Below are 20772 nucleotides of genomic sequence, written 5' to 3' on the forward strand. Positions count from 1 at the left end.
ATGCTTACGCAGATATTTTTCAGACTGATTTTGGATAACGCCTACAACTTATGGGTATGATACTGCGTATTGCCTCAAGTCGCATAGTGGGGCAAGGGGATATTGTGGGCAGAAGTGGGTATTTCAGCCTCAATTTATCTGCTAATTCAGTGATGAGAGGACGTTTAGACGCAAGAAGGACGCTGAAGAGCTTAGTTGCGGATTTGAGGTTTACCTTTTCCATATCGGGAATGGCACAAATAGAATATGGAAAAACAGTTGAAATAAGTAAAGATGTACTGCTCGACAAAATTAAAGGAGGCTGGGCCGGACAAACCATAGGATGCACCTATGGCGGTCCTACCGAATTTAAATACAGAGGAGCGATCATTCATGAGAAAACTCCAATAATCTGGTATGATGACTATTGCAAGGACATCTTTGCAGAAGATCCGGGATTGTATGATGATGTATATATGGATCTTACCTTTCTGGAAGTAATGCAAAAAGAAGGGATAAATGCCCCTGCCGAATCATTTGCCAAAGCCTTTGCAAATGCAGATTATAAATTATGGCATGCCAACCAGGCAGCCAGATATAACATATTACACGGTATTATGCCACCGGCATCCGGACATTGGAAAAATAATCCGCACGCTGACGATATTGATTTCCAGATTGAAGCAGACTTCATTGGAATGATATGTCCGGGGATGGTAAATACCGCCTCCGATTTTTCGGACAAGATAGGACATATCATGAATTACGGCGACGGATGGTATGGAGGTGTATACATGGGAGCAATGTATGCATTGGCTTACGTAAATAACGACATTTATACAATTGTCACGGAAGCTCTTAAAACAATACCCGAACAAAGTAAATTTCACCGTTGCATCACAGACGTTATTAAATATTGGAAACAATATCCCGATGACTGGCGTAAATGCTGGCTGGAAATAGAAAACCGTCATGCTTTTGAGATTGGCTGCCCGGAAGGGGTATTCAATGCATTTAACATTGACGCCACTATCAATGCGGCTTACTGTGTGATGGGACTTTTATATGGCAACGGCGACTTTTTCAAAACAATGGATATAGCCACTCGTTGCGGACAAGATTCCGACTGTAACCCGGCAACTGCCGCAGGAATTCTTGGAGTCATACAAGGCTACAAGGCTATCCCCGAATACTGGAAACCGGCACTCGAAAGATGTGAAAATATTAAGTTCCCTTACACAGATATCTCTTTAAGTTCTGTATACGACATTAATCTCAAACTATTGAGTGATGTATTAAAAGCAAACGGAGGAAAAATAAAAGGAGATAAATACTATACCACGATTCAGAAGCCAAAAACCGTAGCATGGGAAGTTTCTTTTGAAGGCTTATATCCTTCTGAAAGAAGAGTTATCAAATATGATCTCGGTACAGAAAAAACATTTGAGTTCAATGGCAAGGGAGTTGTTTTAATGGGGATGATCAGACAAGATGTTAAAGATAGTAATGACAATTACATCGCCATCCTGGAGGCCTACATTGACGGCAAGAAAGTAGAAACCATAGAAATGCCTTATGACTACATAAAAAGAAAGTATGACATTTTCTATAATTATGATTTAGAGGAAGGACCTCACAAACTGGTTATTAAATGGATTAATCCAAATGAAAAATATGCCGTTCAATGTAAAGACATGGTGGTTTATTCATCCACACCGGCAGAGCCAATCAATCCTTATAAATAAAAGAGAGAAGCCATGAATAAAAAACTACTCCTATTATTAGCCTTATTATTATTTTCCTACGGATTGTCATCATGTTCGTCTGATGATAACAGTCCGTCCGAAGGCGAACAGACCGATACACCGGAACTGTTTACCAAACGCTATAATCCCGATCAAAGTTTTTACAGCAAAATATTAGGACAAGAAATCAAATATTCCGTATTACTGCCTCAAGAGTATCTATCGGAAAGTACGGGTAAATATGGAGTAGTTTTCCTTCTACATGGCTGGGGAGGGAACCAAAGTTCATGGGGACCTTCAGGTCTGAATATTCAAAGCATAGCTGATGCGCAAACCAGCAATGGTAGTATTCGCCCATTGATCTACATCATGCCGGAAGGTTTCAACACTTATTTTTGCAACCGCTATGACGGAAAGTTCAACTATATGGATATGTTCATTAATGAACTCGTACCCCTGATTGATAAGCGGTTCCGAACAACAGCCAGTAAGACGGAAAGAGCTGTTGCCGGATTCTCTATGGGAGGTTTCGGGGCATTAAGTATAGCATCGCAACATCCTGAAACATTCTCGGTATCAATAGGATTAAGTCCCTCTCTAAATACAGATGAACAATACATCTCTTTGTCACAAGACGGTTGGAATCTTCAATGGGGAAACAACTTCGGAGGAAGCGGCCAGACAGGAACAGGCAGGCTGACAAGCTATTATAAAAGCCAATGTCCGCTACACTTTTTCAAGGATAAACCAAGTTCCACATTTCAAACAGTACGGTATTACATAGACTGCGGTGATGATGAAGAAAGACTATATGCAGGAAACGGTGAATTACATTCTCTATTACGGGACAAAAATATCAAGCACGAATATCGTGTACGGAACGGTGCCCACACTGACAGTTATTGGCGTGAATCCATGAAAGAGGCACTGCCTTTTATCGAACGTTCATTCAAAGGAGAAAACTATCCGCAGGAAACTCTGAAAAAATTCACAGAGGAATTACATGCTACTAATAAAAACATAAAAGTAGGTAATTCCAATATCGAACTATGGTTACCGGATGACTACAATTCCGAACTAACTTACAAAGTTCTTTATTACAGCAAAGGAGAAGGTAATGTTGATCTTACAACAAAGAAGGTGGCAGTGGCATTAGATTCTCTTATGCAAATCAAACGTATGATAATCGCAGGTTTTAATGTGAAAGAAATGATTCAAAATGAAACAATTTTTTCAGCTATTACCGATGCTGTGGAAAAGACGGTTCATACGGAAAGCAATGCAGATTTCAGATTAGGATTAACATACGGTTCAGAAGCTGATTACTTATACAATCAGTCAACAGGCAATGCCCCTGCTATCAACTTTTTCTTTGCAGAAGACGCAGATATTATCAACCTTTCTGCCGAAAATCGTGCCAAAATCTATTATTTGGACATAACAGACGAAGGCAGCAACTACAATAGCATCTTTACTCTGTTCAATGGATTGCGAGGTGCAGAAGCTCCGGTGCAATATCGTGTCAGAAACGGACTGGATAGTGAACAGTCCGCCCAAACAGGTATTTATTCAATGAGTTATTATATTGGTGAACAGTTAATAAAGAAATAATATGAAGAAGATACTGTTATATATTATCCTATTTCTATCAGGTATAGATGGAGCTTGGGCACTTCCCATAGAAAAAGAAGGGATGAGTATTTACAGTCCGTCCCTAAAGCAAGAAGTCTCCTACTCCATTATCTTACCGGAAGGTTATGAACATTCAGATACAGAATATCCAGTCTTATACATGTTTCATGGAATAGGAGGTGATTATACCAGTTGGCTCGAATACGGCAACGTTGCCCGTGTAATGGACAAAATGATAAAAGAAGGAAAGATTCAACCTTTCATTATGGTTATTCCTGACGGTTACCTGTCTTATTACAGTGACACTTATGATAGCAGCTCCCTTTATGAAACTTTCTTTATCAAAGAACTGGTTCCATATATAGATAACAACTATCGCACTCGCAAGGATATTAATGGACGTTCGATCATTGGTTTCTCTATGGGAGGATTCGGAGCATTATCCGTTAGTCTGCGCAACCGCCACTTATTCGGCTCTGTCGTTGCGTTATCGCCATCCATCCGTACAGAAAAACAATACATAGAAGAAGGGCCACAAAAAGGATGGGACAATCAATGGGGACGGATTTTCGGAGGAGTGGGAAAGAATGGTAAGCAGCGCCTAACCAGTTACTATAAACAACATTCACCCTACCACATTCTTTCCACCCTCCGCAATTCCGATTTAAAAGGATTTGGCATCATGCTGGATATTGGAGATAAAGAAGGTACTCTTTGCGAAAGTAATGAAGAACTGCACCGATTATTACTGGAAAGACAAATACCTCATGAATGGGAAGTACGTTCAGGAGGACATGATTTCACCTGCTGGAATACTGCACTGCCCAAAGCATTCAGATTCATAAACGAATATTTCAATGGGAAGCAGTCAGGAAATAGTGAGAGTAGTCTTCCGAATGAGACTCCGTTTATCCAAACAGCCAATGCAACGGTCTATTATCCGGAACAGGCTCAAGGAAGCACAAGAAAATATCCTATTATCTATGTACAGGGAGAAATTAACGAACAACAGCAAAAGGTTCTCGTCAGTCAGTTTCATCAAATGGTAGATGAGAATAAAACATGGCCTGCAGTTCTTAGTTTCGTAAAAGCTAACACAGACCTGTCAGAAACAATTTCTGATATAGAAAAGCAACTCTCCGGCATCAGAGGTTCCCAACGTATGCGGGCTTTAATCACTTTGGGAGATAATATCAAAGAAGGTATAGAAGCCATTCAGAGAGAAAATTTGTTTACCGGCATAGTCTGTGTTAATGCCATCGGCAACGAGAATGATGCTCAAAATCTTATAAAAGCAGTCAACTCTTACAAAAGATATCCCAGATGCTGGATAGAGATACTCCCCGAATCAAAAGAATATGGTTTTAGTAGTAATATACATATCCTTTTGAAAGAATCGGACCTGGAACATGAGTTCCGGTCAAGAAAATGTAAGGAAGCCAATGTTTTCACTTATTGGGAAGATTGGATACTATATTTAAATAACAGAATTCATGTTTAACAATTAAATACTAATAGTATGTTCACAGTAAACAGTTATTTATTGGCAGTTATATTCTGCATCGTAACCATGATTTGTTGGGGTTCCTGGGGTAATACCCAAAAACTAGTTTCCAAAAATTGGCGTTATGAACTTTTTTATTGGGATTATGTGATTGGAATGGTATTGTTCACCATCTTACTAGGCTTCACAATGGGTAGTCATGGAGATACCGGACGTTCATTCCTGGAAGATCTGGGACAAGCATCAGGAGACAGCATTGGTTGGGTTATCTTGGGGGGCGTAATATTTAATGCTTCAAACATTCTTCTTTCAGCGTCTATTTCCTTGGCTGGTATGTCTGTTGCTTTTCCTTTAGGAGTTGGCATTGCATTGGTATTAGGGGTAATCGTCAATTATCTGGGAATTCCAACTGGTAATCCTTTGCTTTTATTTGGCGGTGTAGCTCTCATTGTTATTGCTATCATTTGCAATGGAGTGGCTTCCGGAAAAATGCAAAAGGGAGAAGAAAGCAGGAAAAACAACAAAAAGGGAATTATCATTGCATTAATTGCCGGTGTACTGATGTCTTTGTTCTACAGGTTCGTAGTGAAAGGTATGGACGTAGAAAACTTCAATTCTCCTGCCATAGGAATGATGACTCCTTACTCTGCTATCTTTGTTTTTTCAATAGGCGTATTACTAAGCAATTTTGTTTTCAACACATTAGTAATGAAATATCCTTTTGTCGGAGAAAAAGTCAGCTACTCCGAATACTTTAAAGGAAACACGAAAACTCATATATGCGGAATGCTTGGTGGAGCGATATGGGGACTTGGTTCCGCGTTCAGTTATATCGCATCAGGCGAAGCTGGTCCGGCGGTATCTTATGCACTAGGACAAGGCGCACCACTTATTGCCGCTATTTGGGGAGTATTTATCTGGAAAGAATTTAAAGGTTCAACGAAATCTGTTAATCAACTACTGGCCTTGATGTTTATCTTCTTCCTGGTTGGTTTGGGAATGATAGTAGTTGCCGGAAACTAATTATTAACCTTAAATAGAACAACATGAAAAAGTATTTTTACTTATTAGCCATGCTGGCAGTAGTACTAGGTACGACTGCTTGCAGTGATGACGACAATCATCCCAGTACAAACGTTCTGGATAAACCGGAAGTTACTGTTCCTGATGTAAAAGAGAGTTCTGCTGTTATTACATGGAAAGCCATAGGAAACGCAACAGCTTATATTTATAGTTTGAACAACGGTAGTGAACAAAGTACTGACCAAAATACAATTCAACTGACAGGTTTAGAGCCGGAAAAAAGTTATACATTCAAAGTAAAAGCTCAAAAAACCGGATCAATCTATTTTGAAGATTCAGACTATGCAGAAATCACTTTTACAACAACCTCTGAAGTAACAGTTTATCGGATAGCCACTTTTGCGGACGACTGGGATAAATGGTATTACGAATATAATGATAATGGTACTGTAAAACGTGTATACAGGTTATATGAAGGAGAATTGGATAGAGAATGGCTCTTTGCTTATGACGGAAATAATATCACAGTGACAGGTAAGAACGCATATAACATGACTTTAAATGACCAAGGTTATGTTGCAACTTTTGTAGATGGTTCCAACACTTACGAATATACTTATGATGAGAATGGCTACATGACCAAAGTTGAAAAGAATGGTAATATTGCATCTAACATCACCATAGAAAATGGAAATATTATGCAATGGACCAGATTTTCAGATGGAGTAGAGCAGTTTAAAGTTCAGACCTATTCTGCCGTACCTAATGTAAGCGGAGCACATTGCATCTATGCGGAAAGCAGTGGAGCTAGTCGTTGGCTGATTGAAACTGGTCTCTTTGGAAAAGCTTCGGCTAATTGCCATACGAGCAGTGGTTGGCAACATTCATCCAGTACAGCTACTTACACATTTGAATATGACGAGAACAGTTGTATCAAAGAGGAAAGCAAAAACTATGACGGATATATAGAAAATTTCTATTATACATATTTTTCCGAATAGCACTTTATAAAATAACTAATTCATGGAGGTGCGTCTAAAAGTCTGGCGCACCTCCATTTTTTATAAAGTTATTAGAGACTTTAAACAGTTATATCCAGTAAAACCTCTCCCCTTACATTCAGCACCTTAATCCTCAATTCATCGTTCTTCTTCTCCAGAATCATCACCGTAGCACTGTCCATCTTATATCCTCCACCAATAATAACTGGATAATTATTACCCAGTTCCCCTTTCGGATGGTAAGCGTATTTATGGGTATGTGCATTCAGGCTGATATTGAAAGGTGCTTTTTCTAATAATTTAGTCCAAAGATTCGCACAGAGATTCTTTTCATAATTACCGTAAAGCGGAATATGATGAATAAGGACACGTTTCTTTGCTTTCTTGAATTCTTTGGCAGACAGTTCTTTTTTCAGAAAATCAACCTGTTCATTACGCAATTGGGTAAAATCGTTCAAGCCATAATATACCCAATGGTCGTCCGGTTTATCTTCTCCACAATCCAACATGACGATACGGGTGTCTCCCCAGTTAAAAGAGGCATAAGTTTTATCTCCCACATAATCAAAATGATCACGCAAACCGATAGAATAGGCATTGCGGATTTCATGGTTGCCACGCATAAAGAAAGTCGGTATGCGATCGCCACACACTCCTTCGGTCAGTTCACTGATAAATGTGGTTGCCTGCTCGTGATCCACAGGATCATCCACACAGTCACCATTGAAAACAACAAAATCATACTTAACATCCTGTATTTGTTTACATAGAGTACGGAAAGTATTGGCATGTTGATGCAAATCATTAAAAACAATAGCGGTAAAAGACTCTGTATCAGCAACAGGAAGAGTAAATTCACTGAAGGTCGATTGTGCTGTATTTCCAAATACCTTTTTATATGCCTGATAAAGCAACATCTCTTGCGAACACACACGATAATAATATTTCTGTCCGGGCTGTAAGCCATCTATACGTATTTTATGCAGCTTGTTATTGCAGACCACCTGACCGTCAACAATCATACGCGCACGTTCCAGCCGGGTAGTATCTGTACCATATTCCACCCAGCAATAAGAAGGAACGGTTGTCTCCCACATCACAGTAATGCCATTACCCACAGGATTCTGTAAATAAGGTTTAGTACGGAATATCTTGTCTGCCTTTTCAGCAGTACGCAATTCCACAAGTATGGGACGATGGTCGGAAGCCATTGGCTCATTAACTACTCTCGCAGATATGACAGCAAATCCGGTAGTGTTTTGCTTTGATGCGGCAATATAATCAATGGTTTCTTTTGGATCGGGAGCAGGATAAGTATGCTTTTCCGGATTGGAGAGTATTTGAAAATCCTTTTGCAATTCTTTGATGAAATCGGATTCCGGTTCAGCATTCATATCTCCGGCTAGAAAAAGAGGCTTTTTATAGGAAGCAATCAATGACTTCACTATTTCCAAAGATTTCATACGATCTTCTTCCGTTAATGACAGATGAGTACAACAATAAATATAATCCTCAAATTCTGCCAGAATCAAGGTGCGAGCCTCTTCTCTACCAGGCAAAGGGATAGCTTGTAAACGTAGCGGAACTTGCTTTGTCAACAGTCCGATTCCATATTTGCCTCCATCAAACTCTATGGCAGGTGCAAAACAGGCATGCATCTGTGTACGTTCAGCTATCTCACCCAGCACATATTTCTGTCCGCTCCGACAGGTCATACTGTCTACCTCTTGTATAGCCACGACATCAGGAGAAGCATTATTTATCACATTGGCTACCCGTTGAAAACTGCAAATATCATCCATGCCGTTCGCATTTTTAATATTATAAGTCATCAGTCTCAATGTATGTTGAGCCTGTACTGGAAAAATAAATAGGATGACGGAAATGAGTAAAAAGATCTTTTTCATGTTCTTCATTTTTGGGGGTTATGTTAAGTTCCCCCAAAAGTAAGAAAAAAATAAAAAGCCACAAAGATATGGATTCATACCTTTGCGGCCTCTTATTGTTAAGAATAACTTTTCTCTAAATGGGGGGATGAGAATAAAGCTATATTATTTACAAGGTCGATTTATTATCTTATTATTTCTTTTGCCACTTTGCGGTAGTATCCCACATTTGCGGATCTACGCTATTAAAGTGCCAAAAACCGATTTGAGAGATTCCCAGTTCATCAGCTAGTTCAAGTAGCGCTTCCGTACTTCTGGCATCACTTGCATAAAACAGATGCCGATTACCATCAGTACCATCATACAGATACATGTTTACCTTTTCATAACATAACCAGGTAGGAGAAGGCAAAATTCCATTTATACTGTCAGGCACAGATTGGTAAATCTGCCTTCCTTTGATGCCGCCAGTTACAGCATAATCATTTGCATAAGCAGGCAACGCCATCACTAATTTATCATTTGGAATATGTTTCATCCAGAAAAGCATCGCCTCTCTAGTCCATAGATAATTAGACGTAGGCCCAATGCCCATACAATCATCCCTATGTTTGAGCTCGGGCTTATCTATCCCAGGTGCAAAATACATATCGTAACACATCACTCTAACTAAGTCGCAGGTAGTATTCAAAACTGCCGGATCGTGAAACATCTTAGTTTCGTTATCCTGATACAAAGCCGGATAAAAACTAACGCAATGGCTTAATTTCTTTCCAACAGCATGGAGTTCTTTTGAAGCCAGTTTCAGGAATTCGGTATATGCATCCTGAATATCAGGGCTCAAATGTTCGAGATCAAGATCTATTCCATCATATCCGTTTGCATTGCAATCGCTTACATACTTTTCAACAAGTGCCTTTCTTTTCTGTGGCGTATCAATCGTTTCTTCATTCCCACCTACAGCCTGATATACTTCGATATGATTCTGATGACATTCATCGATAAATGATTTCGGAGGATTCCCGAAAACGCTAATGGAACTAATAATCTCTTTCACTGGCTCTATATCCTTAAAAGAGCTTCCATCTATATAGACATACCAAGGAGCTACTTTCTTCTCCAGGGTGGTGGAAGAGAGTGTTTCCTGCTTGCAGGAAACACTCGTCATTACCAACATTACACAGCATATAGCTGTTCCAATTATGCTTAAATACCTCATTGAATGTAAAGTAAACTGTTATTCTTCATCATAATTATACTTCTTATATTCTATATAGTCATATTTGACTGTATATGTCTTTGCAGTAGGCTTATCTCCTTGCCAGCCACCTCCATCAGCAAAGGTCATCATTGAGAATCCAAATTTAAACTGTGCCGGAGTATACCAAGTAGTAAATGTTTTCGCCACTTCACCATCTATAATCCATGCCGCCCAATATGCACCATCTGCATTAAGTCTAAGGTCAATAGTCAAAGTGTGTTTACCCGGATCAATAGGTACACCGTAAACTCCCATAGCTTCCGTATAACAACGTACCAGCATCTGACCTGGAACAGGAGGAACCGTACAAGCCGCACGATCATTTTCAGTACCCGAGAAAACAAACATAGAGAATGACCTTTCTTCAGCGTTAGTTGCAGCGATATTACCACCTGCCAACCACTTTTCACCTACCCCTACCAAAGGAACATCTATTTCCCATGTATATTTTCCAGCTCCCACTTCCGGACTATAAACGAAGTTATTTCCGTTAGATAGATTCAAACTTCCATCCGCAATCGTTCCTCCATTGTTAGTCCATCCAACAGGAACAAAACCAGCTTCCTCAAAGTCCCACTTCACTGTTGTTCCCTCTGGTTCGGGAGGAAGTTGACCTTCGATAATCGGCTTCATTGAATAATCATAAGGAACATATTCAAGATAATCAAATAAGGCATAATTTTCTTGAGTTGCCGCATGATCGCCCATACCATAAAGATTCTCGACACTAGATATAGCACGGAAATAAGCCTCTTCACCATAATCTAATTGTGCCCTCTTTAAAACCTTACCATCAACCGACCATTCCGCCAGATATTTCTTATTCTCTAACTTCAAATCCAAAACAAATGTATGCCAAGCATCCCCCTTAATAGGCGTGAATTCAGAGAAAAAAGGATTAGCCTGACTAGTCACAAGGCACAGCATATCATCTGGTCCGGCACTATGTGCTGCACGGTCTGCAGCTGTACCGGAACAAATTTCAAAATCCAATTCATGCCCATCGTCAAAATATAAAAATGCTCCAATACTAGCCCGGTCATTCATTCCGAATTTAGTGACATATATCCTCCATTCATAACGACCTGATCCGAATTGCGTTGTTGTCTGCACCTTGAAACGGTCCCCATTAGTACCTTCATACTCTTCACCTGCCCGGGTATAGATTCTTAACGCTTTTCCATCTTCACATTCGTCATTATCTACGATAGTGATCGGATTGATCCCTGCCACAAGCCCCGTCTTTTGCAATCCAGTAAAGTCACCGTAATTATAAATGGTTCCTTTATAGCCATCCTGAATAACTGTGATAGTTCGAAGTTCAGCACCTTTCGCCGCTATGGTCAAGGTTGCACTGCGTTTTGGGCCGTTATTCTTATCAGCAGCAATTGTTAGCGTACCATTACCAGTTCCTTTCAAGGGAGAAACTGTAAGCCAATTACCACCTGCCTGATCCACTGCTACTTCCCAAGCTGCTTCTGACGTAATATCTACAGTCTGAACTTCAGTAGAAGAGACTCCGAATGTTAAAGCATTTGTAGAGATTCCGCATGCAACAATCTCTGTTTTCTCTTTGAAGCTATCACCGCATGATACTAAAGAGGCATTACATAATACACCTATTGCTAAATATAAATATCTTAGTTTCATAATGATTGTTTTTATTGTTTCATTCAGTTCTTCAAATTCGGATTAATAGACGAATCTACAAAAGGACGGGGAAGATACATTTTACTGTCATTCCACGTACCTGATACAGAAACAGCTTCTTTCCTGAAGACTCCGGGAGCCACTTCAATCTCCGGATTTAATTTTCTGTATTCAAAATGATCTTTAATGCGATTCATGCGAAACATATCCCTCGCTCTAGTGGCAATATTTCCCCAATAATATCCGGCTATTTCCCAACCATGTTCATTATAGGCAGCTTCTGCCAGTTCATCATACGACATGGTTGTCTTATAGATATCCCGCTCTGCAACAACAGATCCATTGGCACGGTTACGTACCTCATTCAATAAGTTGACAGCTTCCGTGATACTACCTGTTTTGGAACGACCTACAGCTTCGGCATACCAGCAATATACTTCTGCCAAGCGAATAATCTGATGCGTCTTTTCTCCATTCTGATTCATCGAAATCTTCGGATTCGTATAATCGAATTCTTCTCCAGTGGTCGTTTCTACTTTCTTCATGAAACAGGGAGCAACAACCACACGCGGCGCTTCCGGATTGGGGTCTTCCCACCAATCACGCAACTTCGTTTCATTCTTCAGTATGATTTTCGGGAAATAAGATGCATCTTTGCGTGAGCCTTCCGGGAAATCATACCAGAATTTAATTTCTCCGTTCGTATCTCCCCATCCACCGCCACCATAAGCATAGTCTGCCAGGAAATCAGCTAAAGGGGCATTGGTAAGTGCATCTATTCCCAAATTATAGTAAACGCCAAGTAACACTTCAGGATTATTTTTATTATACTCCATCGAATATACTTGCTTGTAATCAGGTAATAATTTGTAGTAGTAAGTACCTTTCTTCGCAGCATCGATTACTTCTTTTGCCTTTGCAGCGGCCAGTTGATAATATTCTGTTCCTTTGTTCAACGGCCATCCCGCCATTGCCATATACACATAAGCCAATGTTGCTTTTACAGCTCCTTGACTAACAGCAATGTTTACCCCATTTCTTGCGTAGGGTTCTTTAGTATAATTAGCAGGGACCATTGTTTCTGCCTTTTTCAGATCAGATACAATCAGCTCGTAAATTTCAGGAACGGTTGCCAATGGCATGTTGTAATTGATTTCATCTTTCACAACCATAGGTACCTCTCCCCAAGCCATTACAAAGTAAAAATAAGAATAGGCGCGCCAATAATAAGCTTGTCCAATGGCTGCATCTTTCTCTTCCTGGCTCACCTCCGGAGTTCGTCCGGCATTATCTATAATGAAATTAGCAGCTTTTACTAATCTCCAACGAGCTCCCCACAATTCAGTCACCCAAGTGTTATTGTCCGAAACATTATAAGTATCTACCTCACGCAACCCCTGTTTATTAGCTGCAGGGTGTGTAGAAATATCATCACCCATCACTGATTCGAAACCTGCCCAGATATTTGCATACATATCACTCGCAACTTTGGAATACATTCCATTCAGAGCCAAGTCCAGATCACCTTTTGAATTGAAGAAATTAGTTACCGCCAACTGCCCTTTAGGATCTTCTGTCAGTAAATCCTGGCAAGACACCATCCAAAGTGCTATCAATGCTAGTCCGACAGATTTGAATATTCTATATATTGTTTTCATATCCATGTATAGTTAAAAGATTAAAAGTTAAGTTTCATACCAAAAGTGAATGTTCTTGGAACAGGATAAGATCCCATATCCACACCATTAAAGCCATAATCGGATTCACTGTACACTTCTGGGTCCATACCTGTGTATTTCGTTAATGTAAACAGGTTTTGAGCACTGACCGACAGTTGAATATCGGCTACTTTCGTTATCTTCTTAGGAATATTATACGTAAGGCTTATATTTTTCAGTTTCACAAATGATGCATCTTCAAGCCAGAAATCGGAATCAGGATAGTTTCTATTATCTGAATTTTTATGACTTGCATACACAGCATCTGCTTTATTGGCTACTTTATCCCAACTTTTGTAATAAGCATCGGATAAAGAGATGAAGCGATATACACCTGTCATAGATCCCATCGCATAGCGGCTTACGTTCAGTCTATCTTGTCCTAATGCAGCATTGATAAAGAGATTGAGCGTCCAGTTTTTCCAAGTGAATGTATTATTCCATCCGAAAGTCCAATTAGGCTCGGCCTGCCCTTTAGTAACCAGATCGTCAGCACCCGGATTGGTTGTCAAACTTCCATTAGATTGATGTTTATACAAGTTGGCGCCCTGATCATTAAAGTTTGCCCATTCATAAAGATAGAAAGAACCAATCGGATACCCTACTTTCTTAATTTGAATGGGACCACCGCCAATACTTGTATAATTCTCCCCAACGATAAAATCACTACCTGCCAGATCGATTATCTTATTCTTTAAATAAGATGCATTCAGCGATGTTTCCCAACCAAATATATCTTTGTCTGTCAAAGGAGTAGCTGTAATGGTGAATTCAACACCAGAGTTTCTAACTTCACCTTGGTTGACCCAGAAAGAGCCACCTCCGTTATACTGAGGAGCAGGTTTGCGAAGCAACAGGTCCTTAGTATCCTTTCGGAACCATTCGGCTGTAAAACTCAAGCGACCGTCTAAAACACTGGCGTCCAAACCTATGTTATACTGATAGGTGCTTTCCCAAGTTACATCCGGTGTAGCGAGATTTCCAGTCCAATAACCGGTATGGATTGCATCGCTACCATAACCGTCATAATTTGTAGGAGCCAACATACCCAATGTTGTGTAAGCACCGATACTTTGATTACCAACAACACCAAAACTGGCTCTTAGTTTCAATTGCTGGACAATGTTTTGTTTGCTCATAAAGTTTTCTTTAGCAACATCCCAAGCAACAGCTGCTGACGGAAAATATCCCCATTTATTCTTCTTCTGAAACTTAGATGAACCGTCGGCACGGAAAGTACCTGTCAGCATATACTTCCCTTTGTAATTGTACATAATTCGACCAAGCCCGGACACAATAGCTTCTGCGGAATAGCCATTTTCTCCATCGCGTGTCTTTGCATTTTTTGCATTCCAATAACCAACAAATTCATTGGCTAAATCACTACCGGTCAGTTTTAGATTTCTGCCTTCGGCACCACTTGCTTCAAATACAGCGGTTGCAGTCAAATGATGATCGCCGAAACTTGTATTATAAGTCACATTATTGGTATTCTGCCAGAATAGATTCATCCTGCTCGCATTTTCCATACCACTAATTTGTCCGGGTTTTGCTAACGACGAGGTGAAAGAGTAACTCGGAACATGAGAGTAATTAGCGGCACCCTGTACAGACAATGTCAACCCTTTCATTATTTTGAAAGTCAAATCCATATTAGTATTCAAAGCATACACATATGAATCGCCATAATTTGCCACACGGGCACCATAAGGGTTTCCGTTTACTGAATTATAAGGGTCCATATTATAAACGCCCGTCACCGGATCTTTCATTTCCATCGTAGGAGAATAGTTCAGAAAGTTCATAATGTCAATGCCCCCATTGTGACTGTGAGTACGTGAAGCATTAATTTTGGTAGAAAGTGTCAACCACTTAGTGAGTTCATTATCCAAATTTATCCGCAACTGTGCACGTTGATACTTGGTCGTGATGGTCATGGCTGTCATATTCAATACATTGGCTGAAATAAGATACTTATTTTTAGCCGTTCCACCCGAAATACCTAATTTATAATCTTGGCTAATACCGGTCTGCAACATCAAATTCTGCCAGTCAATGCCTTTGGAACCATTCTTATAGGCTTCCATCTCATCATCTGCAAATGAGATACCATTATACTCCTTCAATGCAGTCGCATATTCATAAGCATTCAGTAAGTCATATTTTTTAAGGATGTTCGATACACCTATAGCCACATCTGCATAAATCTGCACTTTACCTTCCACCCCTTTTTTAGTAGTTACCAACACCACACCATTAGCGCCGCGTGAGCCATAAATAGCTGTTGCCGAAGCATCTTTCAGAACTTCAATAGATTGAATGTCGGCTGGATTTACATCCAGTCCACCAGACATAATACCATCAATGACATACAGGGGGTCATTGCTGGTATTAAGAGAAGTGGTACCACGAACACGAACTTTAACTGTACCACCAGGTAAACCATTTACGCTCGTCACTGCCACACCTGCAGTACGTCCTTGCAGAATATCTTCCACCCGCTTTACCGGCTGATCCTTAAATTGTTTGGAAGAAACAGAAGCCACAGCACCGGTTATATCTGATTTTTTCACTACACCATATCCGATGACCACTACCTCACTCAATTGGTTCTGATCCTCCTGCATTGTAATCTTCAAACTGGTATTCGTTCCCAGTTTAACCTCTTTAGTCACGTATCCGATATAAGAAAACAATAGTGTAGACCCAACAGGAGCACTAATCGAGAATTTTCCGGAAAGATCCGTTACGGTACCTGTTTGTGCGTCTTTAAGGGTTACGTTGACACCGATGACAGGTTCATTGCTGTCGGCATCCGTAACCGTACCCGAATACTGCTTTGCAACCTGTGCATAAGTAGATGTAACTGCTGCAAAAAGAAATAGTAGCAAGCAGCCAAGCGTTTTTCTTAGATTCTCCATATACTTTTCATTTAGTTAGAATATAATGATATTAGATTTTTAGGAATTTTAGATACAAGTCAAGGCATTTAAAATGTTCCCAACATTACTCCGCCTCTTCATTCTACAGTTTTAGGATGTATTCATAGTAAATAGTCTTTTTTTAAGGTTCAATACGTTTCGTATTTAGTGTTAACTGTGCAAATATAGGCGCAAAGCATGGAAATAGAGATCAAATAACATCCATAATTAGTCCGCTACTGTTCAAAAGGATCATTCTGAATATCCTTTCTAGCTATCTAATGAGCTTTGTGGACAAAAGAAGATGAAATCTATTGTACAGTTTCATAACTTCTTTTATATTTGCTCTATCAAAAGAACATAACTATGTCAAAAGCACACGTACTAAAGAGGTATTCTTTTCTAATCTGGATATTATTCTTTGTTCTTTCTACCAAGGCTGAACAACAAGACTACTACTTCAGACAAATTTCTTTGGAACAGGGATTGTCACAATCAAGAGTGCAGTGCATTTACAGAGATCATCAAGGAGTCATATGGATAGGTACCAAATGGGGATTAAATAGTTATGACCAATCTGAACTGAAAAGTTATTTTCATGACCGGGAGCAGCCCAACTCATTGCCCGACAATTTCATTCGTTTTATTACAGAGGATCGTTTAGGCGATTTATACGTTTCTACCAATAAAGGAATTGCCATCTACAATAAAGCAGAAAATCAGTTTCAGCCATTGAAATATAACGGGAAGCCATTTAACGCTTGGTCTTATCTTCAAATAGGTGACAATTTCCTGTTTGGAGGAGAAGAAACTTTATACCAATACAATCTGACGGATAAAAGTATTACGACGATCTTCCCCGACATCGATGGAGACAAGTTAAAATGTATCAACCGCATCTTTCAGTGGAGTCCCGATGTGCTGATAACCAGCAGTAAAAAAGACGGGCTTTGGATGTACGACTTGACAAAAAAGAAAATGTATCGATGTCCATTTGTAAAAGAGCGCGAGATAAACACCATATTTGTTGACTCTCAAAACCGGCTTTGGGTATCATTCTATGGCAAAGGAATAGCCTGTTACTCGAAAGAGGGGAAAAGGCTTTTCAGTTTATCCACCAAAAACTCCGGGCTCAACAACGATATCATTTTTGATTTTCTTGAAAAAGACAACCAACTTTGGATAGCTACTGACGGAGGAGGTATCAACATACTTGACTTCCAGACTATGAAGTTCTCTCATCTTAAACATATTTCCGATGATGAACAATCCTTGCCAAATAACTCTATCTACCGGCTTTATAAAGATCAGATGGACAATATATGGATAGGCAGTATACACGGAGGATTATTCGCCATTAAGAAAGTGTTCATCAAAACCTATAAAGATGTTCCACTGAACAATCCCAATGGAATTAGCGAACGTACCGTGGTTAGCATCTTTGAAGATAAGGATACATTGCTCTGGATTGGAACAGACGGAGGAGGTATCAACTCATTTGACCAAAAAACGAATACATTTCATCATTACCCTACTACATACGGGGAGAAAGTTACCTCTATCACAGATTTTTCTGAAAATGAGCTCTTATTATCATGTTTTAATAAAGGGGTATTTACCTTTAATAAGAGAACCGCACAGATGCAACCTTTTCCCATTATCAATGACTCTATTTCGAAAAGAGAATTTTCATCCGGTGATTTGGTAAATCTATATGCTACAAAAGATAATATTTACATATTAGGAGCAAAAGTCTATATCTACAACAAGCATACCCGGCAAACATCTATTCTCTACGCACCCCAAATAGACATTCAACGCCAAATAGCTATGCAGGCAATTTATTCCGACGATACGCATCTGTATCTAATGGGAACCAATAACCTGTTTAAACTAAACTTCAAAACTAACGAACTATCTTCATTAGTCAATATGAAAGAGGGAGATGATTTCACATCGGCCTGCCGGGATGATAAAGGTAACTTCTGGATAGGAAGTAATTTCGGACTGCTCTTCTATAATAAACAGACTGGAAAAACAGAAAAAATACATACCAACTTGTTCAACAGTGTATCCAGCCTTGCCTATGATAAAAAAGGAAAAGTCTGGATAGGAGCGCAGAACATGTTCTTTGCGTATATTATCAACGAAAAACGTTTTGTTATCCTGGATGAATCCGATGGAGTTCCTTCCAACGAATTGATATTTACCCCTATTCCTGCTCTTCGTACTCCCAATCTGTATATGGGAGGTACTATGGGACTGGTACGCATTAATACGGATATTATTTTCGAAAGTAATTCGTCTCCTATTCTCAAGCTACTTGAAGTAAAACTGAATGGTAAATCAACTCTGAAACAGGTTAATAATAACTGTATTTCGATTCCTTGGAATCATTCATCGTTCAACATTAAAGTGATTGCTGACGAAAAGAACTCCTTCCGAAAACACCTTTTCCGGTATGTCATCACAGGAAAAGACAAAATGGTGATCGAGAGTTATCTCCAGACACTCGAATTGGGTACATTAGCATCAGGAGAATATACCATCAGCGTATCCTGCGACACCTCCAACGGTGAATGGAGCCAGCCGATAGAGATCTTAACTATTATAGTCTCACCTCCTTGGTGGAAATCTATCTGGTTTATTATACTATGCATTTTCTTTGCATTTTTAGTGGCAGGAGTGGTCTTCTTTAGTTTGATAAGAAAAAAAGAAAATCGGCTGAAACGTGAGATGCGGGAACATGAGAAGAAGATATATGAAGAGAAAATACGCTTCTTAATCAATATCAGCCATGAGCTACGTACCCCTTTGACACTCATCTATGCTTCCCTGAAACGAATTCTAAATAAAGAGGTGAAGCAAGACGAGCTACCGGAATATCTACAGGGGGCATTCAAACAGGCAAATCAGATGAAAGATATTATCAACATTGTGCTTGATGCACGCAAAATGGAGGTAGGACAGGAAGTGCTACACATCTCTTCGCATCCTTTACACAAGTGGATACAGGAAGTGGCAGAAACATTTCAAACTGCATCTAAAGCCAAAGAAATTGAAATTACATACGACTTTGACGACAGTATACAATCTATCGCGTATGATGACACTAAATGCAAAGTTGTTCTTTCCAATCTGATTATGAATGCTTTGAAATATAGTCCTAATCAGACTCGTATTGTTATAAAAACCATCCGTACAAATGAAAGTATACAAGTACACGTACAAGACCAGGGAATCGGATTGGATAATGTAGATATAAAGAAGCTCTTTACCCGTTTCTACCAAGGCAAACATAATGAGGGAGGAAGTGGTATCGGTTTATCTTATGCTAAAATGTTGATTGACTTACATGGAGGTAGGATGGGCGCTTTCAATAATAAAGACAGAGGGGCCACATTCTTTTATGAAATACCGGCTAATCTACAAGAACAAGAAGTATCATGTCCTCAACATTCCTACCTCAACGAACTTTTAAGTTCTCCGGAGGAAGAAGAGAAAATAGAATCCGGGGCTTTCTCTCTACAAGGATACTCACTGTTGATTGTAGAAGATAAACAGGACTTAAGAGAATTCTTAAAAAATGCTCTTAAGGATAAATTCAAGAAGATCTATCAGGCAGAAAATGGATTGGTAGCGCTGGAAGTTATTAAGCAACAGCAACCGGACATTATAGTAAGTGATGTAATGATGCCACAAATGAATGGCTATCAGCTATGCAAGGAAATTAAAGAGAATCTGAATATTAGCCATATCCCTGTTATTCTACTTACCGCCAGAGCCGATTCTGAAAGCCAGATGTTAGGATACAAATTAGGAGCCGATGCCTATTTGCCCAAACCATTTGAAATGGAAATGCTCCTTAGCGTGATCCAGAACCAGATGAGAAATCGTGAATATATTAAATCCAGATACAGGGGCAATCAATTCATTCTGTCTCCGCAAGAGGCTACTTTCAGCAATGCGGATGAACAATTTATGATCAAATTGAATGAAATGATCGATCAGAATCTGTCTCAACCAGATTTGGACGTAAAATTCCTGACTGCCCAAATGGCTATGAGCCGGACATCCTTATATAATAAGGTCAAGGAACTGACCGGCATGGGAGCAAACGATTATATCAATCGTAGAAGAATCGACAAAGCAATCATTCTTTTAACTCAGTCTGACATGAGCATTACTGAAATATCAGAGCAGGTAGGTTTCACTTATCAACGATATTTCAGTACGTTATTTAAAGAAATGAAAGGAATGACTCCTTCTCAATTCAGAGCACAACATGGTTCCACCCAACAACAATCAGAATAGATTCAGCACTTTAGTTTATCATTTATATAGAAATTATACTCCCCGGAACAGAGCGATTAGGATTTCCAGTGCAGATTTGGACGTTTCATGATTTGAAATGACTAAAATCTGATGAGTAGAATAAAGCATTCGACTACT

At 39.5% G+C, this 20772-nt stretch carries 11 protein-coding genes; 6 read left to right on the plus strand and 5 right to left on the minus strand.

All coding sequences use genetic code 11. From position 1 onward, the window contains the following. Positions 1-152 precede the first annotated feature (152 nt). The 5 genes from HMPREF9009_RS01970 to HMPREF9009_RS01990 are packed head-to-tail and all read left to right on the plus strand — an operon-like array spanning position 153 to position 6884. Positions 153-1724, plus strand: coding sequence for an ADP-ribosylglycohydrolase family protein (locus HMPREF9009_RS01970; protein ID WP_198154751.1), 1572 nt, complete (start codon positions 153-155; stop codon positions 1722-1724). 12 nt (positions 1725-1736) lie between these two features. Then, positions 1737-3335 (plus strand): alpha/beta hydrolase, encoded by a 1599-nt coding sequence (locus tag HMPREF9009_RS01975; RefSeq protein WP_049701295.1) that lies wholly within the window; start codon positions 1737-1739, stop codon positions 3333-3335. A gap of 1 nt (position 3336) precedes the next feature. After that, on the plus strand, positions 3337-4857 hold the full coding sequence (locus HMPREF9009_RS01980) for an alpha/beta hydrolase (protein ID WP_049701296.1): 1521 nt from the start codon (positions 3337-3339) through the stop codon (positions 4855-4857). Positions 4858-4875: 18 nt separating this feature from the next. Continuing rightward, on the plus strand, positions 4876-5883 hold the full coding sequence (locus tag HMPREF9009_RS01985; protein ID WP_008642584.1) for a GRP family sugar transporter: 1008 nt from the start codon (positions 4876-4878) through the stop codon (positions 5881-5883). A 23-nt stretch (positions 5884-5906) separates the two neighbouring features. Next, a complete protein-coding gene (locus tag HMPREF9009_RS01990) occupies positions 5907-6884 on the plus strand; it encodes a fibronectin type III domain-containing protein (RefSeq protein WP_049701297.1) in 978 nt (325 codons plus the stop codon). 80 nt (positions 6885-6964) lie between these two features. Here HMPREF9009_RS01990 and HMPREF9009_RS01995 read toward each other — a convergent pair whose 3' ends face one another. The 5 genes from HMPREF9009_RS01995 to HMPREF9009_RS02015 form a co-directional block, all read right to left on the minus strand. After that, complete coding sequence (locus HMPREF9009_RS01995; protein WP_049701298.1) at positions 6965-8791, minus strand: endonuclease/exonuclease/phosphatase family protein; 1827 nt, start codon at positions 8789-8791, stop codon at positions 6965-6967. A gap of 172 nt (positions 8792-8963) precedes the next feature. Further along, positions 8964-9947, minus strand: coding sequence for a glycosyl hydrolase family 18 protein (locus HMPREF9009_RS02000; RefSeq protein WP_049701299.1), 984 nt, complete (start codon positions 9945-9947; stop codon positions 8964-8966). 60 nt (positions 9948-10007) lie between these two features. After that, positions 10008-11681, minus strand: coding sequence for a BACON domain-containing protein (locus HMPREF9009_RS02005; RefSeq protein WP_049701300.1), 1674 nt, complete (start codon positions 11679-11681; stop codon positions 10008-10010). A gap of 23 nt (positions 11682-11704) precedes the next feature. Then, positions 11705-13339: a RagB/SusD family nutrient uptake outer membrane protein gene (locus tag HMPREF9009_RS02010; protein WP_049702207.1), complete on the minus strand. Its 1635-nt coding sequence runs from the start codon at positions 13337-13339 to the stop codon at positions 11705-11707. A gap of 20 nt (positions 13340-13359) precedes the next feature. Next, positions 13360-16320, minus strand: a complete 2961-nt coding sequence (locus HMPREF9009_RS02015; RefSeq protein WP_049701301.1) for a SusC/RagA family TonB-linked outer membrane protein — start codon at positions 16318-16320, stop codon at positions 13360-13362. Between the two features lie 366 nt (positions 16321-16686). Here HMPREF9009_RS02015 and HMPREF9009_RS02020 point away from each other — a divergent pair, with 366 nt between their 5' ends. Then, positions 16687-20634 (plus strand): hybrid sensor histidine kinase/response regulator transcription factor, encoded by a 3948-nt coding sequence (locus HMPREF9009_RS02020; protein ID WP_049701302.1) that lies wholly within the window; start codon positions 16687-16689, stop codon positions 20632-20634. Positions 20635-20772 lie beyond the last annotated feature (138 nt).

This window comes from Bacteroides sp. 3_1_13 (assembly GCF_001185845.1).
GTDB lineage: Bacteria > Bacteroidota > Bacteroidia > Bacteroidales > Bacteroidaceae > Bacteroides > Bacteroides xylanisolvens.

Coding starts and splice junctions, on each gene's coding strand:
- HMPREF9009_RS02010 (WP_049702207.1), bottom strand. CDS start 13,339: ATGAAAACAATATATAGAATATTCAAATCTGTCGGACTAGCATTGATA.
- HMPREF9009_RS01995 (WP_049701298.1), bottom strand. CDS start 8,791: ATGAAAAAGATCTTTTTACTCATTTCCGTCATCCTATTTATTTTTCCA.
- HMPREF9009_RS01990 (WP_049701297.1), top strand. CDS start 5,907: ATGAAAAAGTATTTTTACTTATTAGCCATGCTGGCAGTAGTACTAGGT.
- HMPREF9009_RS01970 (WP_198154751.1), top strand. CDS start 153: ATGAGAGGACGTTTAGACGCAAGAAGGACGCTGAAGAGCTTAGTTGCG.
- HMPREF9009_RS01985 (WP_008642584.1), top strand. CDS start 4,876: ATGTTCACAGTAAACAGTTATTTATTGGCAGTTATATTCTGCATCGTA.
- HMPREF9009_RS02005 (WP_049701300.1), bottom strand. CDS start 11,681: ATGAAACTAAGATATTTATATTTAGCAATAGGTGTATTATGTAATGCC.
- HMPREF9009_RS02015 (WP_049701301.1), bottom strand. CDS start 16,320: ATGGAGAATCTAAGAAAAACGCTTGGCTGCTTGCTACTATTTCTTTTT.
- HMPREF9009_RS02000 (WP_049701299.1), bottom strand. CDS start 9,947: ATGTTGGTAATGACGAGTGTTTCCTGCAAGCAGGAAACACTCTCTTCC.
- HMPREF9009_RS01975 (WP_049701295.1), top strand. CDS start 1,737: ATGAATAAAAAACTACTCCTATTATTAGCCTTATTATTATTTTCCTAC.
- HMPREF9009_RS01980 (WP_049701296.1), top strand. CDS start 3,337: ATGAAGAAGATACTGTTATATATTATCCTATTTCTATCAGGTATAGAT.
- HMPREF9009_RS02020 (WP_049701302.1), top strand. CDS start 16,687: ATGTCAAAAGCACACGTACTAAAGAGGTATTCTTTTCTAATCTGGATA.